This is a genomic window from Clostridium sp. CM038, from assembly GCF_055081105.1.
Genome location: NZ_CM143651.1, coordinates 655305 through 673377 on the forward strand (window position 1 = coordinate 655305; position 18073 = coordinate 673377).

At 30.5% G+C, this 18073-nt stretch carries 20 protein-coding genes and 1 other annotated feature; of the genes, 11 read left to right on the plus strand and 9 right to left on the minus strand.

Going from position 1 to position 18073, the window contains the following annotated elements:
- Complete coding sequence (locus ACWJKS_RS03000) at positions 1-369, minus strand: VOC family protein (RefSeq protein WP_216302678.1); 369 nt, start codon at positions 367-369, stop codon at positions 1-3.
- A gap of 204 nt (positions 370-573) precedes the next feature.
- Between ACWJKS_RS03000 and ACWJKS_RS03005 the strand changes: the two genes are divergently transcribed.
- The 4 genes from ACWJKS_RS03005 to asnS all read left to right on the plus strand — a co-directional run bounded on the left by ACWJKS_RS03005 (position 574) and on the right by asnS (position 4667).
- A complete protein-coding gene (locus ACWJKS_RS03005) occupies positions 574-1323 on the plus strand; it encodes an MBL fold metallo-hydrolase (RefSeq protein ID WP_462960399.1) in 750 nt (249 codons plus the stop codon).
- 240 nt (positions 1324-1563) lie between these two features.
- On the plus strand, positions 1564-2427 hold the full coding sequence (locus tag ACWJKS_RS03010) for a YitT family protein (RefSeq protein ID WP_216302680.1): 864 nt from the start codon (positions 1564-1566) through the stop codon (positions 2425-2427).
- Between the two features lie 84 nt (positions 2428-2511).
- The gene (locus tag ACWJKS_RS03015; RefSeq protein ID WP_165414298.1) at positions 2512-2745 is read left to right on the plus strand and encodes a hypothetical protein; all 234 of its coding nucleotides are present in this window, start codon (positions 2512-2514) and stop codon (positions 2743-2745) included.
- A gap of 188 nt (positions 2746-2933) precedes the next feature.
- Positions 2934-3209: a binding site (T-box leader), on the plus strand.
- A 66-nt stretch (positions 3210-3275) separates the two neighbouring features.
- Positions 3276-4667 carry an asparagine--tRNA ligase gene (gene asnS / locus ACWJKS_RS03020; protein ID WP_165414299.1) on the plus strand — a complete coding sequence of 464 codons (1392 nt, stop codon included), beginning with the start codon at positions 3276-3278 and terminating at the stop codon, positions 4665-4667.
- Between the two features lie 306 nt (positions 4668-4973).
- Here asnS and ACWJKS_RS03025 read toward each other — a convergent pair whose 3' ends face one another.
- The 3 genes from ACWJKS_RS03025 to ACWJKS_RS03035 all read right to left on the minus strand — a co-directional run bounded on the left by ACWJKS_RS03025 (position 4974) and on the right by ACWJKS_RS03035 (position 7312).
- Complete coding sequence (locus tag ACWJKS_RS03025) at positions 4974-5762, minus strand: hypothetical protein (protein WP_462960400.1); 789 nt, start codon at positions 5760-5762, stop codon at positions 4974-4976.
- A gap of 230 nt (positions 5763-5992) precedes the next feature.
- Positions 5993-6391 carry a hypothetical protein gene (locus ACWJKS_RS03030; RefSeq protein WP_462960401.1) on the minus strand — a complete coding sequence of 133 codons (399 nt, stop codon included), beginning with the start codon at positions 6389-6391 and terminating at the stop codon, positions 5993-5995.
- Positions 6392-6472: 81 nt separating this feature from the next.
- A complete protein-coding gene (locus tag ACWJKS_RS03035; protein WP_462960402.1) occupies positions 6473-7312 on the minus strand; it encodes a hypothetical protein in 840 nt (279 codons plus the stop codon).
- Between the two features lie 13 nt (positions 7313-7325).
- Between ACWJKS_RS03035 and ACWJKS_RS03040 the strand changes: the two genes are divergently transcribed.
- Complete coding sequence (locus tag ACWJKS_RS03040) at positions 7326-7547, plus strand: CbiQ family ECF transporter T component (protein ID WP_462960403.1); 222 nt, start codon at positions 7326-7328, stop codon at positions 7545-7547.
- Positions 7548-7673: 126 nt separating this feature from the next.
- On the opposite strand, the gene ACWJKS_RS03045 is transcribed toward ACWJKS_RS03040, so the two are convergent.
- From ACWJKS_RS03045 to ACWJKS_RS03060, 4 genes are all read right to left on the minus strand, one after another.
- Complete coding sequence (locus tag ACWJKS_RS03045; protein ID WP_165414303.1) at positions 7674-7844, minus strand: DUF362 domain-containing protein; 171 nt, start codon at positions 7842-7844, stop codon at positions 7674-7676.
- Positions 7845-8259: 415 nt separating this feature from the next.
- Positions 8260-10251: a transketolase gene (gene tkt, locus ACWJKS_RS03050; RefSeq protein WP_462960404.1), complete on the minus strand. Its 1992-nt coding sequence runs from the start codon at positions 10249-10251 to the stop codon at positions 8260-8262.
- Between the two features lie 238 nt (positions 10252-10489).
- Positions 10490-11836, minus strand: coding sequence for a chloride channel protein (locus ACWJKS_RS03055; RefSeq protein ID WP_462960405.1), 1347 nt, complete (start codon positions 11834-11836; stop codon positions 10490-10492).
- Positions 11829-12560, minus strand: a complete 732-nt coding sequence (locus tag ACWJKS_RS03060; protein WP_462960406.1) for a YesL family protein — start codon at positions 12558-12560, stop codon at positions 11829-11831. Before ACWJKS_RS03060 ends, ACWJKS_RS03055 begins: the two co-directional genes overlap by 8 nt.
- 272 nt (positions 12561-12832) lie before the next feature.
- Between ACWJKS_RS03060 and ymfI the strand changes: the two genes are divergently transcribed.
- The 4 genes from ymfI (at position 12833) to cysS (ending at position 16136) form a co-directional block, all read left to right on the plus strand.
- Positions 12833-13573, plus strand: a complete 741-nt coding sequence (ymfI, locus tag ACWJKS_RS03065) for an elongation factor P 5-aminopentanone reductase (protein WP_462960407.1) — start codon at positions 12833-12835, stop codon at positions 13571-13573.
- A 126-nt stretch (positions 13574-13699) separates the two neighbouring features.
- A complete protein-coding gene (locus tag ACWJKS_RS03070; RefSeq protein WP_216302686.1) occupies positions 13700-14029 on the plus strand; it encodes a hypothetical protein in 330 nt (109 codons plus the stop codon).
- Positions 14030-14227: 198 nt separating this feature from the next.
- Entirely contained in the window at positions 14228-14359 is a 132-nt protein-coding gene (locus ACWJKS_RS03075; protein ID WP_258280570.1) for a hypothetical protein, read from the plus strand.
- Positions 14360-14729: 370 nt separating this feature from the next.
- Positions 14730-16136 carry a cysteine--tRNA ligase gene (gene cysS / locus ACWJKS_RS03080; protein ID WP_462960408.1) on the plus strand — a complete coding sequence of 469 codons (1407 nt, stop codon included), beginning with the start codon at positions 14730-14732 and terminating at the stop codon, positions 16134-16136.
- Positions 16137-16218: 82 nt separating this feature from the next.
- On the opposite strand, the gene ACWJKS_RS03085 is transcribed toward cysS, so the two are convergent.
- A complete protein-coding gene (locus tag ACWJKS_RS03085; protein WP_165413030.1) occupies positions 16219-16362 on the minus strand; it encodes a hypothetical protein in 144 nt (47 codons plus the stop codon).
- Positions 16363-16602: 240 nt separating this feature from the next.
- Between ACWJKS_RS03085 and ACWJKS_RS03090 the strand changes: the two genes are divergently transcribed.
- Both ACWJKS_RS03090 and ACWJKS_RS03095 read left to right on the plus strand, forming a co-directional pair.
- A complete protein-coding gene (locus tag ACWJKS_RS03090) occupies positions 16603-17097 on the plus strand; it encodes a hypothetical protein (RefSeq protein WP_462960409.1) in 495 nt (164 codons plus the stop codon).
- 20 nt (positions 17098-17117) lie between these two features.
- Positions 17118-17948: a type I phosphomannose isomerase catalytic subunit gene (locus ACWJKS_RS03095; protein ID WP_462960410.1), complete on the plus strand. Its 831-nt coding sequence runs from the start codon at positions 17118-17120 to the stop codon at positions 17946-17948.
- Positions 17949-18073: the final 125 nt, after the last annotated feature.

Below are 18073 nucleotides of genomic sequence, written 5' to 3' on the forward strand. Positions count from 1 at the left end.
CTATTTTCTAGGAATAACCTCTGTCCAGTAACCATCTGGATCTATAATGAAATATATTCCCATAGATTTATTTTCATAGCAAATACAACCCATTTTTTTATGGTATGAGTAGGCTTCATCAAAATCGTCTGTAACTACAGCAAGGTGGAATTCATTTTCACCTAAATTGTATGATTGCGTTCTGTCCTTAAGACAAGTAAGTTCTAACTTATGATTAGTTGTTTCATCACCTAAAAATACAAGAGTAAAACTACCATCTGATGGATGAAATCGCCTAGTTTCTATAAATCCTAAAGCATTTTTATAAAATTCCACGCTTTTTTCTAAATCCAATACATTTATATTATTATGATCGAAAGAAAACTTCATTTAATATAACCACCTTTTTATATATCGTGTAGCACACGCTACACTGATTAATATATCACATATGCCATAGAATCATTATATGCTTACTTAAATTTTATTCATAGAAGTTTAAAAATAAAAATATCTGATTTAAAATATATTTATATTTGCATAGAATGTATGATATGAGTTTACTATCACAGAATTATGAAGGAGTGAAAATATATGAAAGAAATAGAAACAAAAATATACTATATATACCATAGTGGGTTTGCCATTAAAACTAAAAATCATTTTTTAATATTTGATTACTATAAAGAACCTGTAATAAATGATAAAGCCCATAAGCAGACAGCATTGTTATCAGCTGAAAATATTAAAGACATGAAAAATGTTTATGTGTTTTCATCACATAGTCACGAGGATCATTTTAATTCTTGTATTTTGGATTGGGAAAATTATAATAGTGATATACAATATATACTTAGTAGTGATATAAAAATAGATAAAAATAAATCGAATTATAGATTTATAAAGGAAGGTGAAGAAAAATTATTTAAAGACGTTTATGTAAAAGCTTATGGTTCAACTGATATTGGAATATCTTTTTTAGTAAAAGTTGATGGGGTAACTATTTTTCATGCTGGAGATCTTAATTGGTGGCACTGGAAAGAGGACAGTTCAGAGGAGCGATCTGAAGCAGAGGCTTCATTTAAAACTCACATAGAGAAATTAAAAGAAGAAAAATCTATCGACATAGCTTTTTTTCCTGTAGATCCAAGACTTCAAGAGTTTTATTATATAGGCGGAGAATATTTTGCAAAAGAAATTAGGCCTAAACTACTTATACCTATGCATTTCGGAGATGAAGTAGCTATTACTAAAGAATTTGCTAGTATAATGAGAAAAATTAACATAAAAGCAGTTGAAATAAATCATCCTAGGCAAGAGATAATATATAAAAAATATTTTTAATATATATGGATAGAAATAGTTATTTATGTCTATAATTTAAATAACCAAATAAAAAAGCATCACATGCAGTATTTTTTAGTCCCCCTAAATTAATATTACATGTGATGCTTTTTATATTTAGGTGGATTTATGATGCAAAACTTATAAAATAATTAAAAACTATAATTTCTATTTACATAATTTTATAATTGTGATAACTTTATTATTATAAAGCAGTAAGTAGAAAGTAGGATAGATTAAATGAGAACAGAAACTAAAAATGAGAACGTTTTAAATTATATTTACATTATTATAGGGACTACAATACTCGCAGCAGGCATAAATATGTTTTTGGCAAAATTTAAATTGGTAACAGGTGGAGTAGCAGGTATTGCCATTGTCATTCAATATATTGCAGAAAAGCATTACGGAATAGGAGTGCCTCTATGGTTTACCAATATTGTGATAAATATACCATTGCTTATCATTGCTAGAAAACTTAAGGGGAAAAAATTTGTCGGTAAATCCATGTTTGCTGCGGCATATCTATCTTTCGCGTTGTTTTATACAAGCTTTATACCGATGCCACAGGTCGATATTTTGTTGGTTAGTATATTTGGTGGAGTATTTGTTGGTATAGGCTTAGGGTTTGTATTAAGAGCATCAGCTAGTACTGGAGGAACTGATTTAGCTGCAAACATCATAAAGGTTTATTTAAAAAATATGCCAATAGCTAAAATTATATTAGCTATTGATTCGATTATAATACTAACAGGTGCTTTTGTATTTGGTGTTCAAAAAGCTATGTATGCACTAATATCTACTTATATAGTTAGTAAGGTTATAGATGGTATACTTGAAGGAATAAATTATTCTAAAGCGGTATTTATTATTTCAAATAGTTCTAAGGAAATAGCGGAAATATTAATGAAGGATTTAAAGAGAGGTGTAACAGGAATAAATGCTACTGGAATGTATACAAATGGACCTAAACAGGTGCTATATATAGTAGTTGGCAAAAATGAAATAGTACCTCTTCAAAAAATGGTTAAATTAATTGATGCCAACGCATTTATTACTGTTGCAGATGTAAGAGAAGTATCGGGAGAAGGATTTACAAAATAAAATACAAGTATAATAGGCAACATTTTCAAAGTATATTTTGAAGTCTTCATGTAAAGACTAAATTTAGAAAGGAAGTGATTATACATGGATGATAGATTAAATAGTAAACCTATTATATTTGACCACCCAGAGAAACTTACGCAGGGTGTATCTTTAGAAAAAGATGATGTTGTAGCAAAAACTTTCATTAATGAAGAAGATGGATGTGTGAAATGTAACATTGTTCTTGAAAATAAGGCTACTGGAGAAACGGCAAAGAGAGATGAAGTTATTGGTGAGATAGTTGAAGATGAAAATGAAGATGAAGAATTTGATTAAATAGATATACTTGTTTAAAAGAATTATAATATATATAATTAAGAGAAAAACTTAAGGGATGCCTAAAATGATTGAAAAATTATTTTAGGCATCTATTTTTATTATAAAAATATTTGACATTTATTATTAAAAATATTATAATTTTAATTGAATATAAAAATAATTAAAACATATACTAATATTTAAATATAAAGACTGTGAAGAGAAGAGTAGATATAAAGGGGTAGTAATAGCGAGTTGGTGATGGTGAAAGACCAATACGAAGTTTATATCGAAGAACATCTCAGAGTTTCTAACCGAAATCTTTAAGGTAGTAGGCTTAGACGGCTCCAATCCGTTAACTGTTGGGCAGTATCAATTGTATAACTCGTATCAACGAATATATAATTATGTACTGATTAGATTGGTCATATTATATGACAAAACTGGGTGGCATAGCGAAATTATAGCCTTTCGTCCCTTTATTATTAAGGGATGGAAGGCTTTTTTTATTATTAAGGTAAATATAAAATTATAAGGAGGGCAATTTTATGGAAAAATTGTTAGTAAAACAAATTTATAGAGAAAAAGAAAAATATGCAGATCAAGTAGTATCTATCTCTGGATGGATAAGAACTTTAAGATCTTCTAAAGCGTTCGGGTTTATAGAAGTTAATGATGGAAGCTTCTTCAAAAATATTCAGGTAGTTTTTGAGGAAGGCTTAGAAAATTTTGCTGAAATAGCTAAATTACCTATAAGTTCATCTTTGACTATAGAAGGGAAACTTGTTGTAACGCCAGAAGCTAAGCAACCATTTGAGATTAAAGCTACTAAAATAGTTTTAGAAGGGATGTCAAATACCGATTATCCATTGCAAAAGAAAAGACATTCTTTTGAGTATTTAAGAACTATTGCACACTTAAGGCCAAGAAGTAATGCTTTCTCAGCAGTGTTCAGGGTGCGTTCATTAACTGCTTTTGCTATACATGAGTTTTTTCAAAAGAGAGGATTTGTATATACCCATACACCAATAATAACTGGTAGTGATTGCGAAGGTGCGGGTGAAATGTTTAGAATATCTACCCTTGATTTTAGCAATGTTCCGCTAGGCGAAGATAAAAAAGTTGATTACGCGCAAGACTTTTTTGGTAAAGAAACTAGCTTAACTGTAAGTGGACAGTTAGCAGCAGAGGCTTTTGCTTTAGCGTTTAGAAATGTTTATACTTTTGGGCCAACATTTAGAGCAGAAAATTCTAATACAGGAAGACATGCAGCTGAGTTCTGGATGATAGAGCCTGAAATAGCATTTGCGGATTTAAAAGATGATATGAAACTCGCAGAAGACATGATGAAATATATAATAAAATATGTTATGGAAAACGCTCCAGAAGAGATGGAGTTTTTCAATAGTTTTGTAGATAAAGGTTTAATTGAAAGATTAAATGGTGTTGTAAACGCAGAGTTTGGCCAGATAACATATACTGAGGCTGTGGATATTCTACAAAAATCAGGAAATGAATTCCAGTACCCGGTAACTTGGGGCTGTGATCTTCAAACTGAGCATGAAAGATATTTAACAGAAGAAGTGTTTAAAAAACCATTATTTGTAACGGATTATCCAAAGGAAATAAAATCTTTTTATATGAGAATAAATGACGATAATAAGACAGTTGCAGCAATGGACTTACTTGTACCGGGAATAGGAGAAATTATCGGTGGAAGCCAAAGAGAAGAAAGACAAGATATTTTAGAGGCTAGGATGGAAGAATGTGGTCTTAATAAAGAAGATTACTGGTGGTATTTAGAGTTAAGAAAATACGGCGGAACTAAGCATGCTGGATTTGGACTAGGGTTTGAAAGAGCTATTATGTATATTACAGGTATGAGCAACATAAGAGACGTTATCCCATTCCCAAGAACAACTGGGTCTGCTGAATTTTAACGACATTTCAGAAGGAAAGTCTCCCATTTGTATAAGTGGAAGTATAAATCTCCTTCTAAAGTCGTCAATGCATCTTCTGCGAAGCTGTTGCGGCTACGCAGGAGATGATTTAATAGTAAATTACAATATTTAAAAGTAGCTCACTATGTGTAGAACAACGGGTTCGGTTTTGAGGTGCATATGTAGTAATTAGCACATCAAATAGCATGTATTTTAATAATAGAATAAGCAGAAGGTTTAACTAACATTCTGCTTATTTTTATTTTTCGCTATTTAGTAAAAATTATGTTCATAATGGTGTTTTTTTTATGAGATTTTTCCTACCAAATCAGTTAGCAATACTGCTTCCAATTCTGCTATGAATAGTTCTGAATGTATAATAATCAATTCACCATGCTTATATCCTTCAAATTGTTTTTCCCGCAGTTGTGGAATGTATTTCTTCAAATTTTTAATAGATTTAATTGCCCAGTTTTCTGTACTTCCACACCAACATATTACTTGCACATTTGTATCCTTAAATGCTTTAGGGATATGCTGAACATGGTCAGCATAATATGCATTATAAATAGTATTTTTAGTTAGTCCTGAAAAGACTGAAGAGTTTATCATTTCTTCACCATAATCCTTTGAAGTGCTTCCAGTCATTAAGAATAAAATAATCGAATTTAATTTTTTGGGATTTTGTAATACTTTTACTCCGACAGAGGCTACCATTTTAGAAACGGGCGTCACAAACCAACTCGGGAATGGTACAAAATCTGGTGCGTCAATAATTGCCTTTTCCATTTGTATTCTTTGATTTGATAAGACTTCAACCAAGATATTTGCTCCCATTGATAAACCGTATGAAGCATAGAGTTTTCCATTATGATTTTTCATAATATAATCATCAATCTCACTTGCTGTCTGTGTAATGGAAGTGAAATCTTTATTTTCATCTGGATTATGTCCATTATAGGCAGGGATAATCAAATAAAATTGCTCTTTCAACTTCTCAATAACTTGTCCAAAATTCTGTTTCCATGTACATGCCATTCCATGAAACATTAATAACTTTGGATTTTCTATATTGCCAAACTCATATACCTTCATCTATTTATTCCTCCTTCTTAATATCATTTGTTGCGTCTTAAAATACAATTGTTTATCAAAACAATGAGTATCTTTTATAATGGTTGTTATCCTTCATTATTTTATTAGATACCTAATACCATATTTATCACAGTTGATATAATTATAGTTAAGAAAGTCAAGTTTTATTATACTGGTATAGGTAATCTTGATTTCAAATATGTTATATTTACTTTTAAGAATTTTGAATTTTATTTGAAATATTTTATATCGTTTAAATCAAATTTTTTATTTGTTATACCCAATTTTTGAGTAGGGGTTAAGAGTTGTTTATCTAATGTTTTGTAAGGAATACAAAAATTATAGTATGTCCTTAATATTGTAATAGCATATTGTGCATATTTGGGGTTGAAATTAGCATAAACGTAACTTTTACATTCTCCTCTTGCAGTAGTAAATGGTCTCTCCAATATTGATAATCTTCGATGGATTTGTTGCATAAAAGAGTTTACTGCATATTTATTTACATTTATTAGCAACCTTGCTAAATGATCTGTATCGTAGTCAGAAACATTAGTTGTACAATTTATAATTCTTGTACCTTCATCAATAGATGGTAGTGAGTGTTTAAGAAGTCTGTTTACCCACACTGGATAACTATGCCCTCCATGCTCAATAATATTATGGAATTTTATCTTCTCCATCAGTTTTAAAATGGCAACATTAGTATCCTATATTTTGGTAATCTCATTTGTTTTCTTCCATTCTTTTAACAACTCTCTCGCTTCCACATATTCATTATAGGCTTCTTTATTTGTTTTTCCTTTTTCAACTTTACAAAGGAAATGTAATGCATTGCCTTCCTTAATTTCAGTAGCAAATACTCTAAATAATGGTGTTATTAAGGAATTATCTTCATCCGAAACAAATCTCCACTTATTAGCCTTTACCATATTCTTAATAAGCCAGTAGTGGGCAAATGCAGTATAAGAAGATATAACATGTAATTCATTGATATAACTATCTCTGATATTAAATTTCCTGTATTTTTCTATATATTCTTCATATGATTGTGTATCATTCTCTGTTGGTGGGTGAGGACAGTATGAAAATCTATATCTTGCATTTTTACAAGCAAAATTATATAGATGGTCCTCTTTTAGCAATTTTGTATCAGCAGTTATTTCCTCCTGTGTTATGTTACAATCATAAGCAATATCTGCTCTGGAAATATACTTTGAATTTGAGTCTCCACTCACTACAATATGTGTTGGAAAATTCAATTCTTCTACATCATCATACCTTTCCCCACCGTTACCACGCCTTCTAATATTATTTAGACTATACACCATGTTATCGGTATTTAACCATATTCTTTCAAATGTGTGAGTTTCAAATGCTTTTCTTTCATGGCTATCTAAAAATTCAAGGCATTTCTTATAAAGCCATTCTAATTTGTTATAATATGTACTTGGGCTAATTTGTAGTATCTCAAATATGTTTAAGTTATTTGGTTTTAACAACGCCCATGGATGATATTTAAGAGATGTTTCAGATATTGCAAAAAGCATGGAACGTTTTATCATGCTTTTTGAGGATGAATACGTTGTCTTATATAATGCCATAAAGAGTAGGAATGGATTCAGTAGTTTATCACTTAAAATTAAAAATACTGGTAAAATGGCAGGTCTTCTGTTTGTTAACACTATGAAACGATGGCAAGATATAAAAAATGCAATAAACACTAGGTGTTATAGGGGTAATATGAGTTATCTTCAAAAAAAAATTGATTATTCAAGAGGTTGAGTGGTATTAATATTATTGTATAATGGATGTTTATTATATTTTGGCTTGTAGGAATAAGTATAAAAAAATACAAGCTACTGACAAAAGTCAGTAGCTTGTATCTTAATCATAAGATCTATGTTCTAATTAAGCCTCAACTGGAGCGCCTGTAGGACAAACACCTGCACAAGCTCCACAATCGATACAAGTATCAGCATCGATAACAAATAGTGAATCTCCTTGGCTTATAGCGTTAACTGGGCATTCAGGTTCGCAAGCTCCACAGCTTACACATGCATCAGTAATTTTATATGACATAATAATCAACCTCCTTTTTAACTAATTTACTACATAATATCATAATTGAGCTAATAAATAAAGAGTTTTTTAGAAATAGAAGATGGTGGAACATATGTAATAATTAATGGGGGTATTAGTAATTCTATATGGCATAATTATTTTGCTTATTTTTATATGTTAAATTAAATAAATATTTATATTAATAATTTATAAATGCTTTTAAAATACAATATTAAATAAACTGCATTAAATAATAGTTACAGCTAAAAACTAAATTTAAAACAGTTCATTTAATACATATGGTAGTTAGTAACTTTTAGCTGTATCTATATTAATGATGAGCTCATCTATCTAGCTGTGAGTTAATAACTATTAATAATATTATGTGTAAGATTTAAAAAATTATTCAGAATAAAATTATAACTTAATTAAATTACTTACGGAGCAATTTAATTGCTCTATTAACAACATTTTCTGTTGTAAAGCCGAATATTTTGAATAAATCGTCGGCTTTACCTGAAGCTCCAAATCTATCAATAGAGATTACATCTCCGTCTATTCCAACATATTTATGCCAACCAAAGGAAGAAGCAGCTTCAACTGCCAAGCGGGATCTTAGGTCTGATGGTAATATAGATTCCCTGTACTCTTTTGATTGTGCATCAAACAAATCTAAGGATGGCATACTTACTACTCTAGCTTTGATACCACGGTCATTTAATATCTTAGCTCCTTCATAAATAAATTCTACTTCAGAACCAGAAGCCATTAAAATTATATCAGGGTTTCTACCTTTTTCTTCATAGGTTTTTAAGACATAGGCACCCTTTAAAGCCTCAATTGAGGTTTCTTCATACAAAGGTAGATTCTGCCTTGTTAGTATTAATGCAGTAGGAGTTATTTTTGAAGTCATTGCAGCATAAAAGCCAACAGCTGTTTCTCTTGAATCAGCTGGTCTAAAGACATTAAAGTTTGGTAGAGATCGCAAAGCTGCAAGCTGTTCAATTGGTTCATGAGTTGGACCATCTTCACCAACTGCTATACTATCATGAGTTAAAACATAAATTACTGGAAGACTCATAAGGGAAGATAATCTCATTGCACCCTTCATATAATCACTAAATACAAAGAAAGTTGAAACAAAGGGTTTAAGACCTCCATGAACATATATTCCATTTGCAATAGCAGCCATTGCATGCTCTCTTACTCCAAAATGAAGGTTAGTGCCAGTTCTATCTTCCATAGAAAAATCACCTTTGCCCTCCATATAGGTTTTATTAGAAGGAGCAAGATCTGCTGAACCACCTATAAGGTTTGGTACATGTTTTGCTAATATATTTATTATTGCGCCAGAAGAGTTTCTTGTTGCTGCTGTGCCTTCGAACTTCCACATATCTTGGATCTTAAGTAAATCAACAGAAAGTTCTCCGCTTTGCCATGCTTCATATTCCTTAGCAAGTTCAGGATTTTTTTCACTATACTGCGCATAAAGTGTGTTCCAAGTTTCTTCTTTTTCCCTAAGATATGACTTTACATTTTCCATATGATTAGTTACTTCATCGGGAACTGTAAATGGATCGAGGTTCCAGCCTAGGCATTTTTTCATTTCAGTTATATTAGATTCTCCTAGTGGTTCCCCATGTGCTGAGGCAGTACCTTGTTTTTTAGCACAACCGAATCCAATAATAGTTTTAATTTTAATAAATGTAGGTTTATTTAACTCAAGTTTTGCAGTTTCAATGGCACTACTTATTGCGTCCATATCATTGCCATCTTCTACATATAAGACCTGCCATCCATAGGCATCGAATCGTTTACCTACATCTTCTCTAAAAGCGATATCGGTATTTCCTTCTATAGTTATACTATTTGAGTCATACATTAAAATAAGTTTTCCAAGGCCTAAGGTGCCTGCCAGGGATGCTGCTTCTCCAGAGATTCCTTCCATATTACATCCGTCACCACATATAGCATAGGTATAATGATCCACAATAGTATATTCTTTTGTATTAAATTTTGCTGCAAGATGGCTTTCGGCTATTGCCATACCTACCGCATTAGCAATACCTTGTCCGAGTGGTCCTGTGGTAACTTCAACACCATTTGTATGACCATACTCAGGATGACCGGGTGTTAAACTTCCCAATTGTCTAAAATTCTTTAAATCTTCAATAGTTAGACCATATCCAAAAAGATGAAGTAGAGAATATTCTAGCATTGATCCATGCCCAGCTGACAATACAAATCTATCTCTATCCTGCCATTTTGAATTGCAAGGATTATGCTTCATATGCTTCGCCCATAATGTATATGCCATGGGTGCCGCTCCGAGCGGAAGCCCTGGATGTCCAGATTTTGCTTTTTCTATTGCCTCAGCTGATAAAATCCTTATAGTATCTACGGTTAGTTGTTCAATTTTACTCAATGTAAATTCCTCCTTGTTATATATCTTAATTATTATGATATTTTAAATTATTTATAATAGATGTATGTCCTATATTTAATATAAAAGATTACTCTCTGTATTGCAAGGATATATTGTTTTTTAAAAGAAGTTAGTTTAACGATATTTCAAAAGGAAAGTCTCCCTATTGTATAAGGTGGTCCAATTTGTAACAAAGAGAAGACTTCAGTGGGAGTGTAAATCTCCTTTTGAAGATGACTTAATCCTTATCTTTATCTCCAAACATTTTTTTCTGGAACCTATACTTTAAGTTAACATCCTTGTTTTTGCAATCGCAAATTTCTTTGTTAGCATCATATTTAATTGATGGCGATTTACTTGTTACAAGAATTTGAGTTGGATAAATACTCATATGTCCCATAATCAAATATGCAACCATACATGCTACAGATGTATATATACTAGTAGAATGTCCAAAAAGTTCTAAGGATATTATAATCGCAGCAATAGGGGTATTAGCACAGCAACCAAAAAACGTTGCCATTCCAATAGCTGAGAAAAATGCTATGTTTTGGTTGAAAATTATGGCCCATATATTACCAAGCGAGGCGCCTATGTAAATCATAGGTGTTAAAATCCCTCCACTTCCTCCACTTGAAAGGGTTATAGAAGTGGTAAAGGCCTTAAATAAAGACGAAAGGTTATTTAGTTTGCCACCAGAAAGAGCTGTATCTATAACATTTTCGCCTATTCCAATGTAGTCGTTAGATCCAACAAGGAGTACAAATATAACAATAATTACTCCACCTATTATGCCCTTAATAGGATTAAAAAATCTTATTCTTCCAAATATATTTTCTGTGAAATTTATAAAGGCAATAAATAATCTTGCAGCAATACCAATGAATATGCCGAATGCAACTATCTTTAAAAACATTAATATATGAATTTTGGGGATATATGTTATTGAATAATTCAATGCATTAGTTCCTATATATAAACCCGTAAAATAGCTGGAATAAGATGCTATGACTGATGGTAGGAGCGACACATATGAAATCTTTCCGATATATAAAACTTCAGCTGCAAATACTGCCGCACCAATGGGGGCACCAAAAACTGCAACAAACCCTGCGCTTATCCCGCAGACTACTAGTCGCTTTGTGTCTATATCATCCATTTTAAAAAGCTTACTCACAAGTGATGCGATTCCACTTCCTATCTGGGTTCCAGGTCCTTCCATTCCTACTGAGCCACCAAAAATGATGGTGACTAAAGTGGAAACAAGTTTAACTGGTACAATTTTAAAGTCACTTCTTCCTGAATTTTTATGAATAGCCTCAATTGCTTTTTCTGTTCCGTGCCCTTTCGCATTAGGGGCAAGTTTTATTATTATATAAGAACTTAAAAATAAGGCTATAGGAAGGAAAAGATAATAATATTTTATACTTGACACATATTTAACTCCAAACGAAACTAGTTTTATAAAAAGAGCTACTATAGTTCCTACTATAACGCCAATTAAAGTTGAAATACTTATCCATTTTACAGCACTTATGAAAAAAATTGATTCTGATTTGAAGTATTTTTTAATGTTTTTATCCATTTTGGCCTTCTTCTTGAATTTTCTCAGTATTTTTTTTAATATTACACTCAATTTCCGATAGTATTTTTTGCTGATAGAACATTATTAAATAACAGATAATACTTGATATAAATACTAATATAAAGGTAGAAACCTTAAAGAATATGAGTATTACAACCAAAAAACTTGCTAAATTCAAAATTGTAATATGAAATTTACGAATGGTATAGTAGGCAGCAGTTTTAAGAATATCTTTTGTACTTAAATAAAATCTTGAGATTATTGGGAATACATAAAGACTCATTGAAAAAATAAAAGCTACAACTATAAAAATAAAAACAGTTAAAAATTTTGGGTAACTACTTGAAATAACCAATTTGATGTCAATAAATAGTATAGATAGTATAATTATTTCTAGAGACCAAAAGAATAATGATTGAAAAAAGTTAACTTTATAAGCCTTAAAAAAATCTTTCGTAATATTTATATCTTTTTCCCGGATAAGTTTGCCCATAACACTAAGAAGAGCTGTTGCGGCAGGGCCTATTGGGATACAACATATAAGGATAATAGAAATAAACCCCTGTGGAATTGTATTTGAATCATTAGAAAAGAGTGCAATTAATATGAAAAGTAGTGGAATATTGAGAAGTAGAAAGTACAGATTGCCCAAGAAAAACCAAAATATATAATTAGTTATCGTATATATAGGTCCTTCACCAAATTTTCTTTTTAAATTAGCCATTTTTCCCTCCAACTGCATTTATCAAATGCTACTGTGTAAATAGATATAATAATTTGGATTATTTTATAACTAACTAAAATGTAACATAAATTGTGTGAAATTTAAATAGGTAGAAGTCATAAAAAAGTTGATTGAATTTTGGAATTCTGAACAGAAGAATAATTGAATAGATAATTATTTACAAGATATTAAATGAAGGGATGTTTTAATATTTAGTAAATTAGCGGTATAATAAATAAAAAAGAAAACATTTTAAGTTAGGGGCGGTATATATGAATTTAAAAGGTAAAGTAGCTATAGTTACAGGAGCATCTAGAGGAATTGGGAAAGGTATTGCTATAGAGCTAGCTAAGGCTGGGGCTTGCGTTGTTATAAATTATAAAAGCAATGATGAAGCAGCTGAAAAAACCTTGCAGGAAATTAGAGAGCTAGGAGCTTATGCCTTGAAAATTAAAGGTGATGTAAGTGATTATGAATTTTCAAAGGGTATGATAAAAACTACTGTTGAAAAATTAGGTAAAATAGATATTTTGATAAATAATGCAGGGATCTCAAAGGTCGGGCTGTTTATGGATGATATGCCAGAAGAATGGGACAATATTTTAAATGTAAATCTTAAAGGCACAATTAATTGTTCGCACAGTGCTGTTAAAGAGATGATAAAACAGAAAAGTGGAAGCATAATAAATATATCTTCAATGTGGGGTAATGTAGGTGCCTCTTGTGAAGTGATTTACTCAGCATCTAAGGGTGCGATTAACTCTTTTACAAAGGCACTAGCTAAGGAACTTGCACCATCTAATATTAGGGTTAATGCAATAGCTCCAGGGGTTATAGATACAGAAATGAATGGTTGGCTAACTGATGGCGAACTCAAATCTTTAACTAATGAAATACCTATGATGAAATTTGGAGAAGTGCGAGATGTTGGCATGCTTGTAACCTTTTTAGCTAGTGAAAATTCAAAATATATTACTGGACAGGTGATAACAATAGATGGAGGAATGCAATAATAATATTATTAATAATTTATTAATACTTTCTTAAGCAATCTCTAATATTAGATTCTAATTATATGTTATAATTAGATTAATATTTAATAAATAAATCTTATGAAATGAAAGAAGGCTAGGATTATCATGGAATATACAAAGGGCAGAAATATAATTTCAAAGTTATTTAAATCAGTTTTATCAATTGGTACATTTATTGTTTTATTAATAACATTACCTTATATAGCTATCTTTGTTATTAAAGCCTTATTTGCAATTTTAGTTTTTGGAGCTTTAGTATGGTATAGTTTTAAACTAATAAAGGGTACTAAAAATTTCATCTACAAATTAAGTACAAAGAAAAATTTTGCTGCGAAAGCTGATATGTTTAGTAGTGATAAAGATACTTCAGATTCCATTGATATTAATTATGATGATAGTGTTATTGTTGATGTTGATTATGAAGAGATACTATAAGGCACATTCTAATGAAGTTAAATCAAATATATAAATGAGCTTTTAAAAACCAGTCTATATTTTAGATTGGTTTTTGTTTTCTAGATTTTATAAGAAATAAATTTATGAGAATGGGTTCTACAATTATAATTAGGTAGAATATTTTTTTTGAAAATAGCAAAACATATAAATAGCAATATAAATAAAGGAGATGTTTTTATGCCTAAAGATAGCCAACCTGACAATAAATTTTCTAGATTAGCTAAAAGTAATTATGATACTCCTATAACTAGAGAATCTGCAAAAAATCAAAATGCTACAACAAAAAAACAGTCTGCTGACAGAAAATAAAAAGAGCAGAGCATATAAACTTTTGTCTATATGCTCTGCTACTTTTATTTTATAGAAAATTGAAGAATTATAAATAATTTAATTAACGTATCTGCAAATTTTATAAATTAGAAGCAAATAAAAGATTATTAACATAATTTATTGCATTATCTTATTATTATGTTAGAATTTATATATATGTTATTGTTTTAAGATTCTAAATAATTAGAGTTACTTTTGTATTTGAAAATCTGTGCTTGTTTATACTTTGAAGTTTAAAGCTGCAGCAGGCCTGTAGCTTTTTATATTTTAAATGAAAAGATTAGATTATTAGTAAGGGTTTCCGGAAAGCTTTGGATACTTTTGTACTATTTAAGAAGGAGTGAATATATTGAGTTTTAATGTTTATAATACTATGACTAGAAATAAAGATGAGTTTGTACCTTATAAAGAAGGTAAGGTGGGAATGTATACTTGTGGACCTACAGTGTACAACTATGCACATATAGGCAATTTAAGGACATATATTTTTGAAGATGTACTTAAAAAATCCTTAGAGTATTTTAACTATAAAGTTAAACATGTAATGAATGTAACTGACGTAGGACACCTTCAATCGGATGGGGATGAAGGGGAAGATAAAATGGCATTAGGTGCAAGCCGTGAGCATAAAACAGTATGGGAAATTGCTAAGTTTTATGAAGATGCTTTTTTTGAAGATTGTAAAAAACTTAATATAAAAAGACCTACTATTGTATGTAGAGCTACAGATCATATACAGGATATGATAGATTTTATAAAAAAACTTGAAGAAAAAGGATACACTTATGTATCTAATGGAAATGTGTATTTTGAAATTGACAAATTTGAAGACTATACTAAGCTTGCAAACCTTAGCATAGATGAACTGAAAGCAGGAAGTAGAATAGAAATAGATCCTAATAAGAAAAACCCACTTGATTTTGTACTATGGTTTACAAACTCTAAGTTTTCTAATCAAATTATGCAGTGGGAGTCACCATGGGGCAAGGGGTTTCCAGGTTGGCATTTAGAATGCTCGGCAATGTCTGTTAAATATATTGGTGAATGTTTAGATATTCACTGTGGCGGAGTGGATCATATTGCGATACATCACACTAATGAAGTAGCTCAATCTGAAGGAGTATTAGGACATAAATGGGTAAAATACTGGATGCATGGAGAGTTTTTAGTACTAGATAGTGGTAAAATGTCAAAATCTACTGGGAATTTTTTAACTGTAGCAAGACTTGAACAAGAAGGATATAGTCCCCTTGATTATAGATATTTCTGTCTTCAATCTAAATATAGAAAACAGTTAGTGTTTAGTTTCGACAGTTTAAATGACGCTAGGAATGGCTACAAAAAACTTAAAGAGAGAATTGCTACTGTTTTAAACTCTATAAATCAAAATGATGTAACGAGTGGTGAGAAAACTAACGCATACAAAGAAAAATTCTCATCATATATCAGTGATGATTTAAATATAGCAAATGCTTTCACTGTACTTTTTGATGTTTTAAAAGATGGTGAACTTAATAATAAGGAAAAAGCTATACTTATAGAAGATTTTGATAAAATATTCTCATTAGATCTTATGACAATTGAAAAGGAAGATACAAATGTAGATGAAGAGCTTATAAATAAGCTTATAATTGAAAGAACTGACGCAAGAGAGAGTAAAAACTGGGTAAGAGCAGATGAGATAAGAAATGAATTTATAGCTATGAATATCGAACTTTTTGATACTAAGGAAGGAACGACTTGGAAAGTTAAATAAGTATGAATTAATAAGGCATCTATGGGCAATAATCATAGATGCCTTGTTTTATCTAAACTAAATAGGATGGACCGAGTAGGAATTATTCTATTTTACTTCTTTTTGAAGCCGCCTGGATTTTTTCATCGCTGCCAAGTCGTTTTGGTAATCTAGCATCATCATTTTTCTTAATCATAATTTGCTCTTGGGTAGTGTAATTGTAGTTTTTTGAATCTTTTCTTGCCATGGATATTGCCACCTTTCTAAAATTTAATGAAATATTAGTTTCTCCAATATTCAGAGTATAATGCATCTAAATTATAACTAAATTTCCAATGTTTTTACAAAATAATAGAAATTAAATTAATAATGTGATAAAATTTTAAAAAAGGAAGTGATAAGAAAATTTAGTTTATAATATTATGTACAGCTTAAGGCAGAAAGTAATATATTTTAAATAAAACAATTAAAATCTGAGGTGATAAATATGGATAGATCAGCTTTGAAAGCTTCAATATTAATTGCAGTTATTGGTATGATTTTAATATCAGTTATATATTTTAGACCGGTGAGCATTGAAAGAAACTATGGTGGATATATGTATGATGAGAATAGTGAATTTAACAAATCAACTGAAATTAAGCTTGTTGGAGAATTAAAAAAGAAATTATCTTTGAATTATGAATTTACTGGAAGTGTAGAAGTAGATGGTATTAAAGAGAAGGTTATTCTAAAGAGAATATGGGCGAAGAACAATGTTTTTAAGACTACGGGATATAGCACTTTTATAGAAGCTAAAAATAGTAAAACAGGGCAATATGAAGTGACTGGAATGCTTAATACATCAAAGAACTTCAATGAAATACTTATAAGAGTAGCTGAAGTAGATAGCAAATATAATGGTGAATTTGATATTTGTGGGCCAAGTAGTACTGTGAAAGAGGCAAAAGGTATAATAACAAATATGGGAAAAAATAATTAACGTGTATTGGAGGAGTTGTATTGTCTAAAGAATTAATTTTAAAATTAAAGCCATACTTAAGTGAAAAAATATGGGGATGGGAGAAATGGGTACTTTCATGTCATGAAGAGGGAAATTCTACGGTGCAAGAAGGAATTTATGAAGGACGAGAATTGTCTGAAATTTTAGGATGTGGTAGTGATTTTCCTATACTAAATAAAATTATAAAAGCAGAAGATACCTTATCAGTACAAGTACATCCAAATGATGATTATGCTAAAAGGGTTGAAAATGCTAATGGAAAAACAGAGTGTTGGTATATATTGGAAGCTAAAGAGGGAGCGACTTTAGTATCAGGAATAAAGAAAGGTTTAAATAAAGAAAAGCTAAGGCAAATTATAAAAGAAGGTAAACTAGAAGATTATTTAGAACGAATCAATATAAGCAGGGGAGATTTCATCTACATACCAGCGGGTACGGTACATGCTATAGAATCTGGTGTAAAGCTTATTGAGGTGCAACAAAATAGCAACATTACTTATAGACTTCATGACTGGGGACGAGGCAGAGAAGTGCATATTGAAAAATCCTTAGATGTTATAGATTATGATGGTAAGAATAAAGGTGGAAAAATTGATAATTTTAATAAATTAGAGACACCTTATTTTAAAGTGGAAAAAATTATTGTCAATAACAATTATATAGACATGGTTAATGATAGTTTCCATAGCTACACTGTAATATGTGGCGAGGGAGTAATAAAAGTGAGTAATGGGCAAATGAAATTAAAAGAAGAAGAAACAGTTTATATATCAAAAGGAATAGAGTATACACTTGAAGGTAATATGGAATTAATTAAATCTAGTGTGTAGAGGATTAATGACATTTCAAAAGGGAGGTCTTAAACTTCTACAAGTGAGGGTTCCGTGTTATAACAAAAATAAAACTTCAGTGGGAGTGAAAATCTCCTTCCGAAGTCGTTAATATTGTATTTTCG